This is a genomic window from Glutamicibacter sp. St.4D3 (assembly GCF_059728615.1).
In genome coordinates, this window is the sequence record NZ_AP039380.1 from 174,298 (window position 1) to 193,162 (window position 18,865).

At 64.7% G+C, this 18,865-nt stretch carries 22 protein-coding genes and 4 tRNA genes; 15 read left to right on the plus strand and 11 right to left on the minus strand.

Going from position 1 to position 18,865, the window contains the following annotated elements; all coding sequences use genetic code 11:
• Positions 1-45: 45 nt before the first annotated feature.
• Positions 46-360 carry a thiamine-binding protein gene (locus AC6I21_RS00830; RefSeq protein ID WP_054821224.1) on the plus strand — a complete coding sequence of 105 codons (315 nt, stop codon included), beginning with the start codon at positions 46-48 and terminating at the stop codon, positions 358-360.
• 106 nt (positions 361-466) lie between these two features.
• Here the strand turns inward: AC6I21_RS00830 and AC6I21_RS00835 are convergent, their stop codons facing one another.
• The gene (locus AC6I21_RS00835) at positions 467-838 is read right to left on the minus strand and encodes a hypothetical protein (protein ID WP_054821225.1); all 372 of its coding nucleotides are present in this window, start codon (positions 836-838) and stop codon (positions 467-469) included.
• Positions 839-1,037: 199 nt separating this feature from the next.
• Here AC6I21_RS00835 and AC6I21_RS00840 point away from each other — a divergent pair, with 199 nt between their 5' ends.
• Positions 1,038-1,553 (plus strand): GNAT family N-acetyltransferase, encoded by a 516-nt coding sequence (locus AC6I21_RS00840; protein ID WP_497762905.1) that lies wholly within the window; start codon positions 1,038-1,040, stop codon positions 1,551-1,553.
• Positions 1,546-2,373, plus strand: a complete 828-nt coding sequence (locus AC6I21_RS00845; protein WP_497762906.1) for a spermidine synthase — start codon at positions 1,546-1,548, stop codon at positions 2,371-2,373. The genes AC6I21_RS00840 and AC6I21_RS00845 overlap by 8 nt, the downstream gene beginning before the upstream one ends.
• Before the next feature lie 6 nt (positions 2,374-2,379).
• On the opposite strand, the gene AC6I21_RS00850 is transcribed toward AC6I21_RS00845, so the two are convergent.
• Together AC6I21_RS00850 and AC6I21_RS00855 are read right to left on the minus strand one after the other, a co-directional pair.
• On the minus strand, positions 2,380-2,862 hold the full coding sequence (locus tag AC6I21_RS00850; RefSeq protein WP_497762907.1) for a DUF2087 domain-containing protein: 483 nt from the start codon (positions 2,860-2,862) through the stop codon (positions 2,380-2,382).
• A gap of 192 nt (positions 2,863-3,054) precedes the next feature.
• Entirely contained in the window at positions 3,055-4,512 is a 1,458-nt protein-coding gene (locus tag AC6I21_RS00855; RefSeq protein ID WP_054821227.1) for an NCS2 family permease, read from the minus strand.
• 169 nt (positions 4,513-4,681) lie between these two features.
• Between AC6I21_RS00855 and AC6I21_RS00860 the strand changes: the two genes are divergently transcribed.
• Positions 4,682-5,644, plus strand: a complete 963-nt coding sequence (locus AC6I21_RS00860) for a universal stress protein (protein WP_138925458.1) — start codon at positions 4,682-4,684, stop codon at positions 5,642-5,644.
• Between the two features lie 244 nt (positions 5,645-5,888).
• Here the strand turns inward: AC6I21_RS00860 and AC6I21_RS00865 are convergent, their stop codons facing one another.
• Entirely contained in the window at positions 5,889-7,445 is a 1,557-nt protein-coding gene (locus AC6I21_RS00865; RefSeq protein WP_497762908.1) for an NlpC/P60 family protein, read from the minus strand.
• A gap of 707 nt (positions 7,446-8,152) precedes the next feature.
• On the minus strand, positions 8,153-8,524 hold the full coding sequence (locus AC6I21_RS00870) for a metallopeptidase family protein (RefSeq protein ID WP_138174615.1): 372 nt from the start codon (positions 8,522-8,524) through the stop codon (positions 8,153-8,155).
• Positions 8,525-8,669: 145 nt separating this feature from the next.
• Between AC6I21_RS00870 and AC6I21_RS00875 the strand changes: the two genes are divergently transcribed.
• The 4 genes from AC6I21_RS00875 to AC6I21_RS00890 all read left to right on the plus strand — a co-directional run bounded on the left by AC6I21_RS00875 (position 8,670) and on the right by AC6I21_RS00890 (position 9,134).
• Positions 8,670-8,742: transfer RNA gene (locus tag AC6I21_RS00875), tRNA-Glu, on the plus strand.
• A gap of 54 nt (positions 8,743-8,796) precedes the next feature.
• Positions 8,797-8,870 (plus strand) — tRNA-Asp (locus AC6I21_RS00880).
• Positions 8,871-8,923: 53 nt separating this feature from the next.
• Positions 8,924-8,996, plus strand: a tRNA-Phe gene (locus AC6I21_RS00885).
• A gap of 61 nt (positions 8,997-9,057) precedes the next feature.
• Positions 9,058-9,134 (plus strand) — tRNA-Asp (locus AC6I21_RS00890).
• An 85-nt stretch (positions 9,135-9,219) separates the two neighbouring features.
• Here AC6I21_RS00890 and AC6I21_RS00895 read toward each other — a convergent pair.
• Positions 9,220-10,074, minus strand: coding sequence for a DUF8083 family protein (locus tag AC6I21_RS00895; protein ID WP_138174613.1), 855 nt, complete (start codon positions 10,072-10,074; stop codon positions 9,220-9,222).
• Positions 10,074-10,874: an exodeoxyribonuclease III gene (locus AC6I21_RS00900; RefSeq protein WP_138174611.1), complete on the minus strand. Its 801-nt coding sequence runs from the start codon at positions 10,872-10,874 to the stop codon at positions 10,074-10,076. The genes AC6I21_RS00895 and AC6I21_RS00900 overlap by 1 nt, the downstream gene beginning before the upstream one ends.
• A gap of 158 nt (positions 10,875-11,032) precedes the next feature.
• On the opposite strand from AC6I21_RS00900, the gene AC6I21_RS00905 reads away from it, so the two are divergent.
• Positions 11,033-12,082, plus strand: coding sequence for a 3-hydroxyisobutyryl-CoA hydrolase (locus tag AC6I21_RS00905; protein ID WP_497762909.1), 1,050 nt, complete (start codon positions 11,033-11,035; stop codon positions 12,080-12,082).
• 7 nt (positions 12,083-12,089) lie between these two features.
• A complete protein-coding gene (mmsB, locus tag AC6I21_RS00910; protein ID WP_346921838.1) occupies positions 12,090-12,986 on the plus strand; it encodes a 3-hydroxyisobutyrate dehydrogenase in 897 nt (298 codons plus the stop codon).
• A gap of 12 nt (positions 12,987-12,998) precedes the next feature.
• Here the strand turns inward: mmsB and AC6I21_RS00915 are convergent, their stop codons facing one another.
• A complete protein-coding gene (locus AC6I21_RS00915) occupies positions 12,999-13,502 on the minus strand; it encodes a MarR family winged helix-turn-helix transcriptional regulator (protein ID WP_054821581.1) in 504 nt (167 codons plus the stop codon).
• A gap of 72 nt (positions 13,503-13,574) precedes the next feature.
• Between AC6I21_RS00915 and AC6I21_RS00920 the strand changes: the two genes are divergently transcribed.
• From AC6I21_RS00920 to AC6I21_RS00935, 4 genes are all read left to right on the plus strand, one after another.
• The gene (locus tag AC6I21_RS00920; RefSeq protein WP_497762910.1) at positions 13,575-14,717 is read left to right on the plus strand and encodes an acyl-CoA dehydrogenase family protein; all 1,143 of its coding nucleotides are present in this window, start codon (positions 13,575-13,577) and stop codon (positions 14,715-14,717) included.
• A 93-nt stretch (positions 14,718-14,810) separates the two neighbouring features.
• Positions 14,811-15,050 (plus strand): hypothetical protein, encoded by a 240-nt coding sequence (locus AC6I21_RS00925; protein WP_138174601.1) that lies wholly within the window; start codon positions 14,811-14,813, stop codon positions 15,048-15,050.
• Complete coding sequence (locus AC6I21_RS00930; protein WP_497762911.1) at positions 15,047-15,484, plus strand: hypothetical protein; 438 nt, start codon at positions 15,047-15,049, stop codon at positions 15,482-15,484. The genes AC6I21_RS00925 and AC6I21_RS00930 overlap by 4 nt, the downstream gene beginning before the upstream one ends.
• Positions 15,481-15,780, plus strand: a complete 300-nt coding sequence (locus AC6I21_RS00935; RefSeq protein ID WP_249354287.1) for a winged helix-turn-helix domain-containing protein — start codon at positions 15,481-15,483, stop codon at positions 15,778-15,780. Before AC6I21_RS00930 ends, AC6I21_RS00935 begins: the two co-directional genes overlap by 4 nt.
• Here the strand turns inward: AC6I21_RS00935 and nadE are convergent.
• Together nadE and AC6I21_RS00945 are read right to left on the minus strand one after the other, a co-directional pair.
• Positions 15,777-16,607: an NAD(+) synthase gene (nadE, locus tag AC6I21_RS00940; protein WP_497762912.1), complete on the minus strand. Its 831-nt coding sequence runs from the start codon at positions 16,605-16,607 to the stop codon at positions 15,777-15,779. The genes AC6I21_RS00935 and nadE overlap by 4 nt on opposite strands.
• Positions 16,608-16,616: 9 nt before the next feature.
• Positions 16,617-17,063 (minus strand): MarR family winged helix-turn-helix transcriptional regulator, encoded by a 447-nt coding sequence (locus tag AC6I21_RS00945; protein ID WP_446754024.1) that lies wholly within the window; start codon positions 17,061-17,063, stop codon positions 16,617-16,619.
• A 39-nt stretch (positions 17,064-17,102) separates the two neighbouring features.
• Between AC6I21_RS00945 and pyrE the strand changes: the two genes are divergently transcribed.
• The gene (pyrE, locus tag AC6I21_RS00950) at positions 17,103-17,660 is read left to right on the plus strand and encodes an orotate phosphoribosyltransferase (RefSeq protein WP_497762913.1); all 558 of its coding nucleotides are present in this window, start codon (positions 17,103-17,105) and stop codon (positions 17,658-17,660) included.
• Positions 17,661-17,889: 229 nt separating this feature from the next.
• Here the strand turns inward: pyrE and AC6I21_RS00955 are convergent, their stop codons facing one another.
• A complete protein-coding gene (locus AC6I21_RS00955; protein ID WP_138174757.1) occupies positions 17,890-18,723 on the minus strand; it encodes an HAD-IIA family hydrolase in 834 nt (277 codons plus the stop codon).
• Positions 18,724-18,865 lie beyond the last annotated feature (142 nt).

The following is an 18,865-nucleotide window of genomic DNA, read 5'->3' on the forward strand; positions in this document are numbered from 1 at the left end:
GCACAGTGGGGATCGACACCACCTGCCCCAAGGAAGGATTTTCCCATGATCGTCGCATTCTCCGTAGCCCCATCCGGAACCGGCAGCAACCCCGACGGCTCCGTCCACGATGCCGTCGCCGCTGCAGTCAAGGTCGTCCGCGACTCGGGCCTGCCCAATAGGACGTCGAGCATGTTCACCGAACTTGAAGGCAGCTGGGACGAGGTCTTCGACGTCGTCAAGCGGGCCACCGAGGCCGTGGCCCCGTTTGGGTCGCGGATCTCCCTGGTCATCAAGGCCGACATCCGCCCGGGTTACGAAGGTGAGATCCACGGCAAACTCGAACGCCTGGAGAGCGCCATCGAGGAATCCGGGCAGTAGCGGCCCGCCAGCCGAAGGGGGAAGCAGCCGTCGATGTGCTCCGCCCCGGTTTGCGGGGGCGGGAGGTTGCCGCAGCGCGTTGGGCCGAGGAGACGAAGAAACCTGGCTAGACGTGGTGCTCGCTATCCACCAGTGGCTCCTGGACAGGGCGCGGCTCACCGATCACCGGATAGCTGCGGGCCAGGTAATAGGTGGCGACCCCGCCCACCACGGCGATGAGCGGGCCCATCCAAAAGGTGACCGGCCCGGAAAGCAGCCCGCAGATGCTCGGAGCCAGCACCAGCGGCACCAGGTAGTACCAGTGCCTGCGGTTCAGCTGCGCGGAGCCGCGTTCAAGCTGGGCGATGACGGTGAAGCAGCCCATCAGCAGGATCGCCCCGGCCACCGCCAGCCACAGCCCGGGCGCCAGGCAGATCACCAGCGAAAAGCCCGTCACCATGGCGGCGGCCACCCACGCGAACTTTTCATTGTTGCTCACGCGTCAGGGCACCTCCAAGGCGGGTCGTGGTGCCGGTGGGCACCGAGTGTTTGTCTAAATGCCAGTCTTTCAAATCCGGGCGGGACGCTCAATCGTACTTAAGTAGGAGAGCATCCGCGCGCCCACCGTGAGATGGCTGAAATTTTCCATCCGCGTGGTTTCTTGGTCACTCTCGCATGGCCTGTCGTACGCTGTAGTGGTGCAACTGAGGAACGACTATCGAATTCGTTTGGCCCGGACCGAGGACATCCGCCCGGCACTGCTGATGAAATTGCAGGCATGGCGCGAGGCGTATGGGCATCTGCGGCCCGAATCCTTCTTTACCGAGCAGGAGGACCAGCTAGAGGCGCAGGTCCAATGGTGGGAGCGCGGGATTGAGGCCGGCGCCCAGTTCTACATCGCCGAACTGGCCGACGGGACCATCATCGGACTGGCTGGCGGTACCCCGGTGATCGATGAGGACAAGGACGCCGGGGTCGAGATCGAGCTGGGCATGCTCTATGTGCTCTCCCCGCTGTATGGAACCGGGGTGGGCGAACACCTGCTGGAGACCGTGCTTTGCCGGCGCGACGCGCTGGTTTGGGTTCTGGAGCAGAACGCCCGCGCCCGGGCCTTCTATGCCAAGCACGGTTTTGAGGCGGACGGTACCGGGGAAGACCTGGCCGGCTGCTGGGAAGGCCTGCGCGAAATCCGGATGGTGCGAAAACGTGGCTAGAACCACCGGTGCCCTGCTGCCCGGGCAGTACCCGATTGACACCGGACTGGCGGAGATTGAGCCGGACCCGTACGGGGCCGAACGCTACATCCTCAAGGTCAACGGGGTGCCCTCCTCGCATATTGACCTGAATGATCCCACGTTCCTGGACTTCGAATACATGCGGTGGATGCAACCGCTGTTCGGCTTCGGCTATCCGGCGGAGCGGTTTGATGGCCGGCAACGCAAGCTGCGCGTCCTGCATCTGGGCGGGGGCGGATGCACCATGGCGCGCTGGGTGGCAGCCACCTACGACAACGCCCGGCAGGTGGTGGTGGAACTTGACGCCAAGCTCGCCGAGCTGGTGCGCACCCAGTTCCAGGTGCCCCGGGCCCCACTGGTGCGCCTGCGGGTGGGGGATGCCGCGCAGGTGCTGCCCCGCCTGAGCGATGCCAGCCGGGACATCATCATCCGGGATGTCTTCGCCGGCAGCACCACCCCGGTGGAACTGACCACGCTGGAATATGCCCGTCAGGTGCAGCGCGTACTGGATGTGGGCGGCACCTACCTGGCCAATTGCGGGGACACCGCGGATCTGGCCGGGGCGCGGGCCGAGGCCGCCACCCTCAGCGAGGTGTTCGCCCATGTGGCCATGGTGGCCGATGCCCCCATGCTCAAGGGGCGGCGCTACGGGAACATCGTGTTCTTGGCCAGTGACGAACCGCTGCCGCTGGATGCCGGATTCGAACGCAACCTGCGCATGGCCCCGTTGCCGGCCCAGGTCATTTCCGGGGCCGGGGTGCGCCGCTTTATTGCCGGCGCCAGCCCGATCAGCGGCTAGCCTGCGCTACGCCGCGCCGGTGCTTCGGTAGGCGCTGCCGTTCGCGCTGCGCTCCAGAAGCAAGCTGTCAACCATGTAGCGGCGCAGCAACGCGACGTCCGGGTGGATGGTGCGCAGCCGGTCGTTGAGCCGCTCTTCACTTAGTTCCTCATCAGCGCCAATCGCCGCATCCCGGATCTGGCGCAGCACCTCGTGCCGTTCAGCGGGCTTCGCCGGCAGCGAGAGCAGGCGCGGCCCGTTGAAAAATCGCTGCACCCCTTCGGGCTTGGGCCGGGCCCGAGCCCGAAGGGCCGAGGTGAGCAGCTGCTCGTTCAGCTCCCAGCCCGGCCCCTGGCGCAACAGGCCAATTTTCTCCCACCGCTCCAGATTCTTCGTGGTGGTTCGATCCTCGGGCAGCTGCTCTCGCTGGCCGCAGAGCACCAGCCCCAGCACGTGGCGCATCCCGGGATTCTTCATGCCGGCAAAAACTTCGATCCATTGGGTGCCCATGCCGCGTAACCTCCTGCAGGTGGGATGTGGTATTCGGCCGCCGCGGAGCGCAGGACCGTTGTCGGTGAGTCTACATTGACCCATCACGGCCGTGGCGCATGCCGGATGGCCCGGTGTACGACAAACGGGTCGAATCCGGAGCGCCATCCGACGCTCCGGATTCGACCCGTGCTGCGCAGGGGCGTTGAACGGCTACACGCCCGTGAGCTGCTCGATCAGGCCAATGCCGAAGAACAACACGAAGGCGGCGGCCACTACCCACATCAGAGGGTGCACTTCGCGGGCCCGGCCCTGGGCTGAGCGGATAAACACGAAGGCGATGAAGCCGGCGCCAATGCCGTTGGCGATCGAGTAGGTGAACGGCATCAGGGTGAAGGTCAGGAACGCCGGCAGCGCCAGGCCCCAGTCGTTCCAGTCGATCTTGGTGACCTGCGAGATCATCATGAAGCCAACCACCACCAGTGCTGGGGCCACGGCCTCGAAGGGCACCAGGTAGATCAGTGGGGTCAGGAACATGGCGGCCAGCAGCAGCAGTCCGGTGATCACCGAGGCAAACCCGGTCCGTGCGCCTTCGCCGATGCCGGCGCCGGACTCGACGAAAATCTGGGACGAGGAGCTCGAGGTGCCGCCACCGACAATGGCGCCGGCGGCATCTACCAGCAGGACCTTCTCAACGTCGGGGATGTTGCCTTCCTCATCAATGTTCCCGGCCTCGGCCGCCAAGCCCACCATGGTGCCCATGGCGTCAAAGAAGATTGACAGAAGGATCACGAACGCCAGCAGCAGCGCTGCGGTCACGCCCAGGGAGGAGAACGCGCCGATCGGGTTCACGTGGCCGATCAGGCTCAGATCCGGCAGGGTCCAGGAGGGAAGGGAGGGGACCACCAGCGACCAGCCGCTGGGGTTCTCGGCGCTGGAGGCGCCGATGTCGAACATGGCCTCCAGGATGTTGGCCAGCACCGCTGCGGCGACAATGCCGATGAGGATGGCCCCCTTGACCTTGCGGACCACCAGGGCCATGGTCAGCAGCAGTCCGACGATGAACACCAGGATGGGCCAGCCCAGCAGCTTGCCGTCAAAGCCCAACCCCACCGGAACCGTGGTGCCCGCGGCGTCCGGGATGCGGCGCACAAAACCCGAGTTCACCAGACCGATCAGGGCAATGAACATGCCGATGCCCACTACGATCGCCGTTTTCAGCGAGGCCGGCACCGCGTTGAACACCGCCGTTCTAAAGCCGGTTAGCACCAAAACGAACATCACCACGCCGGCGATGACCACCAGTCCCATGATGTCCTGCCAGGTAAGGCCCGGATTGGTGGCTACGGTGATGGCCACAAACGCATTTACGCCAAGGCCGGTGGCCATGGCGAAGGGGTGGCGGGCCCAGACGCCCATGATGATGGTCAGGATGCCGGCCACGAACGCGGTCACGGCGGCCACGCGCTGCAGCCCGAGCTCGGTGCCGCTGGCATCGGCCCCGGAGAGCACCAGCGGGTTGAGCACGACGATGTAGCTCATCGCAAAGAAGGTGGCGATGCCACCGCGGATTTCGGTGGAGAAGGTTGATTGGCGTTCGGAGATCTTGAAATAGCGGTCTACGCGCTGGGCGAACGTAAGTGTCGCGGGGGTTTGGGTGCTGGAGGACATGGTAAAAATTCTATGCTTTTCTGCCTCGGCGAAAAACCCCGAACCCCGCAATGAGTAGGCTGTGCGTGAAATCATTAGACCCAACTCACACCAATGGGAAGAATGGAAGTACATTGGGGGTAACGGGAATCACCCCGATGTAAGTGCCGGGCTATGAGGAGTGAATCTGATGAGCGACCAGACACCTGCCGCAACCGAGAAGATCGAGGGGATCGTCGTTGGCGTCGATGGCTCCCAGCAATCGCGTTGCGCCCTGAAGTGGGCGGTGCGTGAGGCGAGCCGCAGGGGAACCGTGCTGAACGTGGTTTCGGCGTACACCATTCCGGTGTTCGCCGCATCGTCAATGGACGCGGGCTATTCCACCCTGGACGACGACTTGATCCGTGGCGGCGCCGAGGACATTGTGCGCCAGGCCCGCGAGGAAATAGGGGACACCGACGTTCAGGTTCGCACCTACATTGAATCCGGGGACCCGGCTGGAGTGCTGTTGGACCTGAGCAATGACGCCGATCTGGTGGTCGTGGGCACCCGCGGCCGCGGCGGCTTCGTCGGGCGCCTGCTCGGCTCGGTGTCCTCCGCCTTGCCGGCCCACTCCAAGTGCCCCACCGTGGTGGTGCCGCTGAGCATGGCCAGGGAGCAGGAGAGCCAGGAGATCGAAAGCCGCGAGGCCATCGTGGTCGGTGTGGACGGTTCGGACCGTGCCCGCGCCGCGGTGCTGGCCGCGGCGGAGGCCGCGCTGGCCCGGGACATCACCCTGCGCGTCGTGTGCGCTGTGGCCCCGGTCAGTGCCGCGCTGGCCTGGATGCCGGCCACCGTGGACCAGGAGGCGGTGCTCGAAGACGTGCGCTATCAGATGGAAGTCGGTGCACGCTGGCTGAAGTCCCATTTCCCGGACTTGAAACTGGAAACCGATGTCATCCCCGGCCCTCCGGTGGAAGTGCTGATCCGTGAATCCGAGCACGCGGTGCTGACCGTGACCGGTTCGCGGGGCCGCGGCGGATTTGCCGGCATGCTGTTGGGCTCGACCAGCCAGGGCGTGCTGCACCACTCGAAGGGCCCGGTGATGGTGGTCCCGGACAGCGAGGACCCGCGCCTGGCAGACCGCAAGGACTTCGAGGAAGAGGAACAGTAGAAAGACCCAGCGCTCCGGCACTCACGTAGCCGGAACCCTGAACGAGCGGCCGCTGGACCGCCGGGAAGCCCCGGTGATCCAGCGGCCGCTGGGCGTCAGGGGTTGCGCGGAGGGTTGGGGAGCCCCTGCATCCGCCGGGTCAGGTGTTCGGGGCATGAAAAGGGACCGTGGGCGGGGCAGTTCGAGAAGAATGCTCCATCCACGGTCCCTGTGACCGGGTGCCGGCTGTCCCTTTCGGGTGTGCCTAGTAGCGTGCCGCCCGCGGCATGATGTTGTTGACGTAGCTCAGCGGGGTCACCGAGATGCCGGCCTGTGGGTTGCGTGCGTGCACGACCTGTCCGTTGCCGATGTAGATGGCCACGTGGTACATGGAAGCCCCACCGTTGGAGGAGGAGAAGACCAGGTCCCCTGGGCGCAACTGGCTCAGCGACACGTACTGCGGGGCAGCCTGGTACTGCTGGGTGGAGGAACGTGGCAAGGAGATGCCCGACTGGGCGAAGGCCCGCTGGGCAAAGCTGGAGCAGTCGAAGGCGTTCGGGCCATTGGCGCCGAAGACGTAGTACTTGCTCGGGTCATTGGCGGTCTTCATGGCCCAGGAGATCGCCGCCGAGTAGTTGCTGCTGCTCTGCGGGGTGATGGTTTCCTTGGGCTTCTCCGTCACCTGCGGCTTAGGCTGCGGCTTAGGCTTCGGCTTGGGAGTAGGCTTCGGAGTGGCCTGCGGCTGCGGCTGCGGCTTCGGCTTGGGCTTGGCGGTTTCCTTCGGCTTCTCAGCCTTGGGCTTTTCCGTCTTTGGCTTCGTTGATTCCTTGGGCTTATCCGCCTTCGGCTTGCTGGTTTCCTCGGGCTTCTCGGTGGCCTTCGGCTTTTCGGCCTTTGGCTGCTCTGGCTCGGGTGCCTTGCTCTGCTCCGGCTTCGGGGCCGGCTTGGCTGCTTCCTGAGGCTTCTCTTCCTCGGCCTGCTCCGTTTCGACTTCCGGAGTTGGCGCCACGTTCGGCTTGTCCTGCTCCTGTGAGTCCTCCGGCTCGCTGGCAGCCAGTTCCTGAGGCTTCTCCACCGTCAGCGGAGTGACCTGCCCGACCGTCGGGGCCTGCTCGTTGTCCTCAACCTTGGGCTCAGTGTCCTGGGCAATGACGGAGTCAAGCTTCTCTTCGTCCGCCTTGGCTTCAGCCTTCTCGACCTGCTTGCGAACCTCGGCTTCTTCCTGCTCTTGCAGGGTGGCCAGGTGACCGATCAGTTCGTCGCGCAGCTTGCGCTGCGGATCCACGGCGGATTCGTAGCGGTTCAACGTGGAGTTGGCGGTCGAAGCAGCCTGATCGTAGTCCTCGGTGGCCTTCTTTGCCGCCTTTTCGGCTGCAGACGAATAATCCTGCCAGGCGTCGACCAGGGCCTGCGCTTCAGCGGCGGAGTTCAGTTTGTGGGATTGGCTTTGGCTCAGCGCATCAATGGTTGCGGCCTTGTAGAACACGTCGTTGGACTCGTCGTCCTGCAGGAGAATGCCCAGGGTGGAGGAGCTTGCGCCGCCGCGGTACAGGTCGGCCGCGATATTTCCAACGGCTTCGCGGCTCTGGTCCAAGTAGGTCTTGGCCAGTTTCACCTGCTCGCGGGCCCGGTCGGCCTCGGCAACGCGGGCGTCGCGCTCTTCGGTGGCCGTGAGTAGAACATCTTGCGCCTGCAGTGCCTCAGCTTCCGCCTGCTCCAGCTGATCCCGGCTGGCGGCCAGTGAGCTCTCCAGTCGGCTGATCATGGCGTCGGTCGCGGCCTTGTCGCCCTTGGCGGCTTCCACCTCTGCGGCAGTGGGCATGCTCGAACCTTCTGGTGCTGCCGGGACCGTGAAGGATGAGGTAACAGATGGCTGGCTGGAGGCCGCGGCCGGAATGGCGCCGGCGAGGCAGGTGGCAGCCAGGGCAAGGGAGCATGCAGCGACGCTGAGCGTGTGGCGTTTAGGCATGTGGTCGTTCCTCACGAGTTTTGAATGATGATGAGTGGTGCCCGCATCCGTTGTTATGAAGCCTTCGAAATCCGTCTCAAAGGTCACGGTTTGGATAAGGTTCCAACTAGCACACTAGGCCAATTCCGTAACCGATGGCAACACTCGTCACACCAGTCACATGAATTACATTGCTGGAAGATTCTTCCGAAACGGTGTGACATGAGGACTTTTGGTATGCATGAAAGAGATTGGGTTTCCTTGAGCTAGTGCTGGGCCTCGCTAAACTCCGCATGAAGGTCGCAGAATTTGGAGGATTGTTGCGATTCGGTATAAGGAAGCGTCCTGCATTCGCTGTCGGAAAGAGCCCGGGCGGTGGCCCTGGATCCAACACGGGCTGGGTCGGATGGCGTCGGGTGCGGCCCCTCTCCGGCAGCTCTCGTCCGTTACCTATAGATAGGCTCTCAAGGGGATTCGCGGTTTGATCCGGTCGCGATCGGCGTGGGGTGCGGCGGTCTCGCCCTGCGGCGGGAACCTGCCTGGTGACGCAGATCTCAAAAAACTTTGCGCCGCCTTCGGAGCTATCCCCAGCCCAATTCATGCAGTCGGGCGTCATCGATGCCGAAGTGATGAGCGAGCTCGTGCATAACGGTAATGCCCACTTCCCGTACCACTTCTTCAGGTGATCGGCAGACCCGCAGCGTTGGGTTTTTGAAGATGATGATCCGGTCCGGCATGGCACCCGCCGCCCAGTCGTGGTCCCGCTCGGTGAGGGCGATGCCCTCATAGATGCCCAGAATCTCGGTGTTTTCCGGTTCTCCGGGCAAGGGTTCGTACTCGTCTTCAATGAAGAAGGCGACGTTATCCATCATGCGCTGGGCAGAGGCGGGAATCGCCTCGATCGCCTGACGGACCAGCTCGTCAAACTCCTCGTCGGGCATCTGCAAATCCATGCCTCCAGACTACGTTGGAAGATGGCGGCGAAGGGTCTTCGGGTGCGCCACGGGAGGGGTGGAGCTCGTTTTGCGAAATCAAAAAATGCCACGTATAGTTATTGAAGTCCGCAGCGGAGACGCAAGAAACCGCAGCAGATCATAGGCCCCCATCGTCTAGCGGCCTAGGACACTGCCCTTTCACGGCAGCGGCACGGGTTCGAATCCCGTTGGGGGTACAAGCAATCGTTATCGATTGCCAGGTGGAGTAATTCACCGGCTTGCAATAGCAAGGCCCTGTAGCGCAGTTGGTTAGCGCGCCGCCCTGTCACGGCGGAGGTCGCGGGTTCAAGTCCCGTCAGGGTCGCTTAGGTTTCCAAGAAATTGGATACCGGGTGTCCGTCAGCAATGGCGATACCAGGCTCTGTAGCTCAGTTGGTAGAGCGTTCGACTGAAAATCGAAAGGTCACCGGATCGACGCCGGTCGGAGCCACGCAAGCCCTCGGGTGACCGAGGGTTTTACTATGTCGTTTGGGTGGCAATCCAAATCACATGGCCCTGTAGCGCAGTTGGTTAGCGCGCCGCCCTGTCACGGCGGAGGTCGCGGGTTCAAGTCCCGTCAGGGTCGCCAAGAAAAGCCTTCCTTCGGGAAGGCTTTTTGCGTTAAGCTTGCCGGTGGCGCGGACCGAAGGCTCACCCGCCTCCCGTGACCGGCCCTAGTTGGCGCGTCCCAGATGTCGCGGCCCCAGCCACCGGTTGCTTAACCTCCGGTATGCGGCAGCCGCCCCGGTGGCGTCGCTCTCTTCCAGCGCCTGCAGGCCATGGTGCAGGTCATTGACCGAATCGTCCGGCCAGACCAATTCGGCCAGGGTGCCGTAATCGAGTTCAAGCACCGACTCCCGGTCAAAGCCCTCCAGCCAGGTGCCCAATTGTCCCAGTTCTTCAAACAGCGGGGCCTGGGCGGCGTGCGCGACCATGACGTTCAGGGCCCAGGACAGTCGCTCCACTGCCTGCGAAAACGTGGTCAGCAGGCGAACCGAGCGCAACTTGTCGCCCTGCTGGTGAACCCGAACCTCATCATCCTCGCGGAAGAGCGCGAACCAGCTCAAGGGGATGCCCCAGCTGGAGGTGCGGGTGTTCAGGTGCGTCAGGTCCTCGGCCAGCCGGTTGGTGTCCAACCGGACAGCGTTGGCTTCCCGCGCTGCGGGGGGAACGAGCAGGTCAAAAACCTCCGGGCGCATAGCTTCCTCCGCCTGCTCCGCGGCGAGCAACGCCCGGGCCGGCAGTTGGCCTGGGCAGTACCGCGTGTGCTCTGTACCGTCATAGCCAGCGACGGTTACCGCGCGGAAGAACTCCGGCTCGTCGTGGGGGAAGGGATCCGAAACCCTGCGCAACGTGCGGGTCCAGAGCAGACGGGTTTCATGTTCCTCGGATTGTTGCCAGTCGCGCTTGGGGGTGGACAAGATGATACTCTGCGCCCAGTCCTCAAAAGCGGCCAGCGGTTCATACACCCGCAGGTGAGCGGTGGCTGCACTCAGCTCCTGAAGTGGGCCAGAGATCTCCGGAGTCATCAGCCGGCGAGCTCCACAACCACCGGGGCATGGTCCGAAGCACCCTTGCCCTTGCGTTCTTCACGGTCAATCCATGCATTGTTCACGCGGGCGGCCAGCGCCGGCGAGGTTAGCGCGAAGTCGATGCGCATGCCCTCACCACGCGGGAAGCGCAGCTGAGTGTAGTCCCAGTAGGTGAAGGCGCCCTCGGTGAAGGGGCGCACCGGGTCGCTGAATCCTGCGGTCTCAAAGGCCCGGAACGCGGCGCGCTCGGGCTCGGAAACGTGGGTCATCCGGTTCTCAACGAAGAAGTCGATGTCCCACACATCTTCGTCCCTTGGGGCAATGTTCCAGTCCCCGGCCAGGGCAATCTGGGCGTCGGGATCCCGTTCCAGCCAGGAGGCCGCATTGTCCTTCAGCACATCGAGCCACTGCAGCTTGTATTCCATGTGCTCGTCATCCAGTGCGCGTCCATTGGGAACGTAGAGGCTCCACACGCGAACGCCGTTGCAGGTGGCGGCCATGGCGCGCGGCTCCTGGATCGGATCCTTCCCACCCTTGCCGAAGGAGGGTTGACCGCCAAAGGTGCGTTCGACGTCGTCCAGCCCTACGCGGGAGGCGATCGCCACCCCGTTCCACTGGTTCACCCCGAAATGGGCCACCTCGTAGTCGTTGTTTTCGAACAGTTCCCAGGGGAAGTTCTCGTCCTTGCACTTGGTTTCCTGGATCGCCAGGACATCGACGTCGGTGCGCCGCAGCCAGTCCTCAACACGGTCGGCGCGGGCCCTGAGGGAGTTCACATTCCAAGTCGCAATCTTCACGTCTTCAACCTATCAATTTTTGGCGCGGGAATCCGGGTCGATGAAATCACGGGCTGGCCGCTGCGGCGAGCGAGTTTGGATGGCACCCTTCAAAATACTTGGATGTCCGAGTATATTCGTCAGTAGCATGTGACCGCCCTCACGAGAAGGCCTGATAGATGAGCGATATCCGCATTGAACAGCGCGGCACCCTGGGGCTAATCACCTTGGACCGTCCCCGTGCGCTGAACGCCCTGACGACCGCGATGTGCCAGCAGATGCTCGACGTTTTGCTGGCTTGGCGTGATGATCCGCAGATCCACCAGGTCGCAGTGACCGGGGCCGGGGAGCGCGGGCTGTGTGCCGGTGGGGACATCGTTGCCATCTATCGCGACATTAACGACCGCGAAGGGTCCACCGAGGAATTCTGGCGCATTGAATACCAGCTCAATGCGCTGATTGACGAATACCCCAAACCCTACATCGCCCTCATGGACGGGATCGTTCTGGGCGGGGGCATAGGCATCTCGGCCCACGGCAGCCACCGTGTGGTCACCGAGGCCAGCAAATGCGGCATGCCAGAGGTCTCCATCGGATTCTTTCCCGACGTGGGCGGCACCCACCTGCTGGCGCGCGCGCCGCGTTCGGCGGGACGCTACGCGGCGCTGACGGGACAGAGCGTCGGGGCGGCCGACGCGATCGAACTGGGCCTGGCCGACGTGCACGTGGAACAGCGCCTGTTGCCGCAGCTGCTGCGGGAGCTGGAAACCCTGTCGGCGGACCAGGTGCTCAACCAGCACCGCAGCCAGCCGGCCCCCGGGATCCTGTCCGAACCGTGGATCACGGCGTTTGAGGCCGCGGAACCGGTGGATATCCTCCAGCAGTTGCAGCGGTACCAGGATCCGGCGGCGCAGCGGGCGGCCGCCGCCCTGCAACGGGCCTGCCCCAGCTCGGTAGACCTGGTGTTGGTGTTGCTGCAGGAGGCGGGCAGCGACCTGCGCGAAGACCTGCGCCGGGAATTCCGGGCCGCAGTGCACCGCCTGGACGACCCGGACTTCGGCGAGGGGATCCGTGCCCAGGTGATCGACAAGGACCGCAGCCCACAGTGGGCGGCGCGGGTGGACGGGCTCAGCGCGCAGCAGCGCGTGGCCCGCCACCTGGCGCCCCTGGCCGGGCGCGAACTGGATTTCGAGTTGATCGAACATGGCACCGTAAGCGTTAAGGAGTGAAATAGGCATGGACAGCAAACCTCGGATCGGATTTCTCGGGCTGGGCCACATGGGCCTGCCCATGGCGGCAAACCTGCGCGCAGCCGGCTATGAACTCAAGGCCTTCGACGTCATGCCCCAGGCACTTCAAGCGGCCACCGGCCTGGGCATCACCACGGTGCAGGAAGGGGCGCAGGCGGCGCAGGGCGTGGACATCGTGGTTACGATGTTCCCCACCGGTCAGCACGTGCTTGATGCCTACCGCGACTACCTGCTGGAGGCGGCCCCGCCAAATACGCTGTTCCTGGAATGCTCCACCATTGATGTGGCCCAGGCCCGCGAAGCCGCCGAGTTGGCGGTGGCCGGTGGGCACCGCAGCGCCGACGCCCCGGTCTCCGGTGGGGTGGTGGGAGCCGAGGCGGGAACGCTGACCTTCATGCTCGGTGCCGAGGAGGCGGACCTGGACCAGATCCGGCCGGTCCTGGAAGTCATGGGCAAGCGGGTGGTGCACTGTGGCGGGCACGGAGCCGGGCAGGCGGCCAAGGTCTGCAACAACATGCTGCTGGGGATCTCTATGATCGGTGCCGCGGAGGCCTTCGTGCTCGGCGAGCGGCTGGGGTTGAGCCACCAGGCTCTCTTTGACGTCATCTCCTCGGCTTCCGGCCAGTGCTGGTCGGTGACGACCAATTGCCCGGTGCCCGGACCTGTGCCTTCATCCCCGGCAAACCGGGACTATGCCCCGGGCTTCGCAGCGGCCCTGATGAGCAAGGACCTGGGCCTGGCCGCCAGCGCCCTGCAACTGACCGACACCGACGCGCACATGGGCGCGCTGGCCACGCAGCTGTACAAGAAGTTCAGCGAGGCCGGGGGAGCGGGCAACGACTTCTCGGCCATCATCACGGCAATTCGCGAAGGCTCGCTGTAGCGCCGTGGCACGCTACAGGAAATCGCCGGCCCGGTGCCGGAAGGCGGCCAGGATTTCGAACAGCTGTGTGGCTTCCGCGTGCTGCAGCCCGCTGTTGGCGAAGAGCTGCTGGTTCAGTTCATCGCGTGCCTGCTCCAGGACCGCGCGTCCCTGTCCGGTCAGTTCCAGGAGCCGGGTTCGCCCATCGGTGGGATGGGCCACCCGCCGGACCAGGCCCGCGGCTTCCAGCCGGTCCACGGAGCTGGTCAGGGAGGTGGCATGAACCTGCAGGCGCTGGCTGGCGTGGCTCATTGGCAGCGATCCGCGCGAGGAGAACCCCAGCAGGGCGAGCACCTCGAAGCGCGCGAAGGTCAACCCATGCGGCTTGAGGATCGCGTCGGCACGCTGCAGGAAGATCGAGGCGGTGCGCATCACGGCGGTAATCGCCGCCATGGCGTCGGCCTCCTGGCCCCACCCATGTGAAACCCACTGGCTGCGCGCCTCGGCGATCGGATCGCGTGGTAGCGGATCAGTCATCTCATACCCCTAGGAAAACGGAACTAGTCCAACAATATACTTGGACGTCCAAGGTTTGGAAGGAGACCCCAGATGGACCTTTTGGGAATCGAAACGCAGCTGTCACCGGCAGAACAGGCCCGGCTGCGCGAAGTGCGTGAACTGGTGCAGCAACAGCTGCGGACACAGTCGGTCGAGTACTGGAACAAGGAGGCGTTCCCCGCCGAGCTGGTGCGCACGCTGGGCGATGCCGGGCTGGGCGGGCTGCAGCTGCAGTCGGGCTCCCAGCTGCTGCGCGGACTGATCCATGCCGAAATCGCCCGGGCCGACATTTCCCTGTCCTCCGTGGTGGGCATCCACAATGAACTGATCGTGGGGATGATCGACTCGCTGGGCTCCCAGGAGCAGAAGGACACCTGGCTGCCCAGGCTCAGCCGGTTCGAGGCCTTTGGCGCCTTTGCCCTGACCGAACCGGAACACGGCTCGGATGTCGCCGGCGGGCTGGGCACCGAGGTGGTGCGCGATGGCCAGGAGTACGTCATCACCGGCTCCAAGCGCTGGATCGGGATGGCGACCCTTGCCGACTTCGCCCTGGTTTGGGCCCGCGACCCAGAAAGCGGCGAGGTCGGGGCGTACCTGGTGGAAAGCAGCCGGCCGGGATACCGGGCCAGCAAGATCGAGAACAAGATCGGGTTGCGGATCATGCAGAACGCGGATATCGAATTGGATCAGGTGCGCATCCCGGTGGCGAACAAGCTGCCCGGAGCCACCAGCTTCGCCGCGGCCAATGAACTGCTGATGCAGTCGCGCGCCTGGGTGGGCTGGCAGGCGGTCGGGGCGATGATGGCCACCTTGGACATCACCCGGCAGTACAGCCTGCAGCGCGAGCAGTTCGGCAAGCCGATCGCCTCCTTCCAGCTAGTGCAGCAGTCGTTGGCCGAGATCGCCGGTCACCTGACCGTTTGCCTGTCGATGATGCGCGATGTGGCCCTGCGGCAGGAGCAGGGGGAGCTGGAGATGGTGCAGGCGGCCCTGGCCAAGTCCACCGCCACCCGCCTGGCCCGCGAATCGGTGTCTCAGGGCCGGGCGCTGCTGGGTGGAAACGGCGTGGTGAGTGACGGGCACATGGCCAAGGTCTTCTGCGATGTCGAAATCCTGCATACCTATGAGGGGACCTATGAAATCAACTCGCTCATCGTGGGGCGGGCCCTGACCGGGGTGAGCGCGTTCGTCTAGCCCGGGGGCCAGCTGTTTGCTGAAAGTACTTTCCAATACGGAAAGTACTTGTTATGGTGGTGGAAACCAACGGCGACGGCAGGGGAGCACGACATGGGCGGCACCGGCAGCACGATCAGGGGCACAACTCATCGGCAGAACACCCGCGGCAGGGCGGCGATGGCGCTGCGCATCACGCTGGTCCTCGCCGCGACGGTGGTGCTCGGCGCCTTCATAGCCTTCGCCCTGACCGGGGCCCCGGTCTACTTTGTGGCCGGGATGTCCGGATTCGCGGCAGTGGGCGCGGCGGCCAGCGCCGCCCACCAGGTCACCGGCCGCAAGGAGGCGGCATGAGTTTTGGCGAACGGGAGGAAGCGGCCCGGCAGTTGGCCGCCGTGCAGGCTGCCCAGCGGGCCCTGGCCTCGCCACGCCGGGCCGGGGCCCGCCAGATCGGCTGGCTGAGCGTGCTGCTCGGTCTGCTCCTGGGGGCGCTGCACGTACTGCTGCATTTCTTTACCCCGCAGCGAAGCCTGACCGGTTTCTGGGTGCTCTGCGCGGCTGCGGCGGTGGCGATCACCGTTCTGGCGCTCGGGTACCGCCGGCTTCACCGGGTGCTGCCAGCGGGCTTCGGGCGCAGGTACCTGGTTGCCCTGGCCGCCAGCCTGGTGCTGTATGCCGGGCTGCTGGCCCTGATCATGACACCGATGCCGTTGGCCGTGGTGTTGCTGCTCGGCGCCGTGGTGGCCCTGCCGCTGGCGATGGCCGGAGGGTGGATGATCCGCCAGTGACGCAGCATCCCCGGGCCCGAATGAATGAGGACTTCACCAACCCGGTGCGGCTTTCGCTGATGGCGGCGCTGCAGCAGGTGGACGAAGTCGATTTCAGGACCCTGCGCGAAACCCTGGGGGTCTCGGACTCGGTGCTCTCCCGGCACCTGGCGGCCCTGGAGGAGAAGGGCCACCTGGTGATCCGCAAGGGTTTTGTCGGCAAGCGGCCGCGCACCTGGGCGCACCTGTCAAAAACCGGGCGGCAGAGCCTGGCCGAACATGTCCAGGCCCTGCGGGAAATCACCGGGACGCTCTAGTCCTGGGCACGCCACCAGGTGTCGGCCGGGGTGGCCGGGGTGGTGCGCTTGTGCCGGGACACCAGGTAGCGCCGTTCCAGCAGCTCGGCCGCGGCGGTGTCGATCTGCTTGCCCTCCAGGTAGTCATCGATCTGCTCGTAACGCAGGCCCAGTTCGTCCTCGTCGGTGCGCTGGGGCTGATCATCGAGCAGATCCGCGGTGGGCACCTTGGCCCACAGGGCCTGCGGGGAATCCAACTCGCGCAACAGCGCCTGGTTCTGCCGCTTGTTCAGGCCCGCCAGGGGAACCAGGTCGGCCCCGCCGTCACCGAACTTCGTGTAGAACCCGGTCACCGCCTCGGCAGCGTGGTCGCTGCCCAGGACCAGGAGATGACGGTCCCCGGCCAGGGCGTACTGCACAATCATGCGCATCCGGGCCTTGACGTTGCCGCGGTTGAAGTCCGAGAGCTGCTGGTACCCGGATTCGGCGATGGCCTTGTCCACCCCCATCACCGCGTCGGCGATGTTCACCGTGTAGTCCTCATCCGGGCCAATGAAGTCGATGGCCGCCTGGGCGTCCGCCGCGTCCATCTGCACCCCGTGCGGCAGCTGCACCGCAACGAAGGCGGCCTCGGTGCCCTCCGCCCGCAGTTCCTGGACCGCCAGCTGTGCCAGCTTGCCCACCAGGGTGGAGTCCACTCCGCCGGAAATGCCGATGGTGAAGCCCTTGGCGCCGGTCACCTTCAGGTAGTCCTTCAGGAAGCCGACGCGGTTCCGGATTTCCTGTGCCGGGTCTATGTGGGGCTTGACGCCCAGTTCCTTGATGATTTCAGCTTGAAGTTCGCGCATGCCTCCATCCTAGGTGCCGGCCTCGGGGGACGTCTGCGGTTCCCAGCCAAGATTGCGGGCCATCTGCTCCAGTGAGGCCACCGTGGTTGCGTACTGTTCCTCGCTCAGGTTTTCTCCGCACTGTTCGCGAATCTGGTCGACCAGTTCGCTGAGCGTGGACAGGGAGGTGCTGCCGCGTTCGGTGATCGAGAAATATTCGCCCTCGTGGGCGATCCACCCGGACTCCACCAGCTCGGCCAGGTGCTCGCTCACGCTGGGCGGTTCATCGGCCGAGGCGAAATAGGGGGCCAGCGCATCGATCAGGGAGCGTTCGGTGGCGGGGTGTTGTTCGAGCATGTTCAGTACCTGCCATTGGCGCCGGGTCACGCCATGTTCATCGAGAGTCGCTGCGAAGTGCTCGTCAATCAGCGAATCAACCAATTTCAACCAGAAACCCAGTGGGCGAGTCGCGTTCATGGCATCAGCCTAAACCGGATGCCGACTAGAATCGAGGGCATGAGCAAAACCAGCGCCCGCGAGCGACTCAAAGAACTTATCCAGGAACTTGCCATCGTCAGGGGCAAGGTGACTCTCTCCTCCGGCAAGGAAGCCGACTACTACATCGATCTGCGCCGCATCACCCTGCATCATGAGGCATCAGGTTTGGTTGGCCAGGTCATGCTGGAGATGCTGGATGTGGCCAAGCTGGAATTCTCCAACGTGGGCGGGCTGACCATGGGTGCGGACCCGGTCGGCACCGCGATCATGCACAGCGCTCGCGCCGCACACCGCAACATCGACGCTTTTGTGGTGCGCAAGGCCCAGAAGTCCTATGGGATGGCCCGCCAGGTTGAAGGCCCGAGCATCGAGGGCAAGAACGTGGTCGTCCTGGAGGACACCTCCACCACCGGCGGCTCGGCATTGACCGCCGTTGAGGGCGTGCGCAAGGCCGGGGGCAACGTGGTCGCCGTCGCCGTGCTGGTTGACCGGGACACCGGGGCCAAGGAGCGCATCGAGGCTGAAGCCGAGGTGCCGTATCTGTTCGTTTACGGCAAGGACGAGCTGGGTCTCTGATCCCCGCCGGTTTCCTCCGCACATCCCGGGCCAATTGCCCATGATGTGCGGAGTCGTCGTTTAAGCGCCGGTGCATCTGCGGCGGGCCGTGCTGCTTCGCGAGCACGGTCTGCGCCGTGGCGCGCCGGAGGCGGAGTGCACCGGCCGGGGGCAGGCCCGCACCCACACCGGGGAGCGGGGACCTCAGGTGGGTGCTCGTTGCCCGGCCCCGCTTCGGGGCAGTGAGGTGCTACTTGGCTTGGGGAAGGTCCTCATCCTGTACGGCGTCCGTCCCGGACACGACGGGCGGGACATCGGCCGCGGCCTCCGGATGTGGTCCTTCCTTCAGCTGCTGCTGCAGCTCGGCCACGGAACCGGCCATTAGATCCGGCCGGAACGGGAAGGAGGCCACATCGGACTTGGAGGTGATTCCGGTGTGGACCAGGATGGTCAGTAGCCCCGCTTCCATACCGGCCACGATATCGGTGTCCATCCGGTCCCCGATCATGGCGGTGGTTTCCGAGTGCGCGTCTATCCGGTTCAGGGCGGAGCGGAACATCATGGGATTGGGCTTGCCCACCACGTACGGGTCGCGGTTGGTGGCCCGGGTGATTAAAGCGGCCACGGCGCCGGTCGCCGGCAGCAGGCCCTCGGGGGAGGGGCCGGTGGCATCCGGGTTGGTGGCAATGAAGCTGGCTCCCGCCTCGATCAGCCGGATGGCCTTGGTGATGGCTTCGAAGGAGTAGGTGCGGGTCTCGCCCAGCACCACGTAGTCCGGTGCCACATCGGTGAGGATGAAACCGGCGTCGTGCAGGGCCGTGGTCAGCCCGGCTTCACCGATCACGAAGGCCCTTCCGCCGGGACGTTGGCGGGAGAGGAATTCCGCCGTGGCCAGAGCCGAGGTCCAGATGTTTTCTTCGGGCACGTCCAGTCCGCTGGACAGCAGACGGGCGCGCAGATCCCGCGGGGTGTAGATCGAGTTGTTGGTCAGGACCAAAAACGGCATGTCATTGGCGCGCCAGTAGTCGATGAGGTCCGAGGCGCCGGGGATCGCCTGGTCCTCATGGACCAGCACCCCGTCCATATCGGTCAGCCAGCTGTTGATGTCGTGGATGGTGCGTTTTGCCCGCTGTAGCTTGGACACGATGCCAAGGTCCTTTCGTTGGATGGAACCGGCGGAACCAGTCGTCGTTGAGCGGCTTCCCTCTTAGGTACAGATTACACAG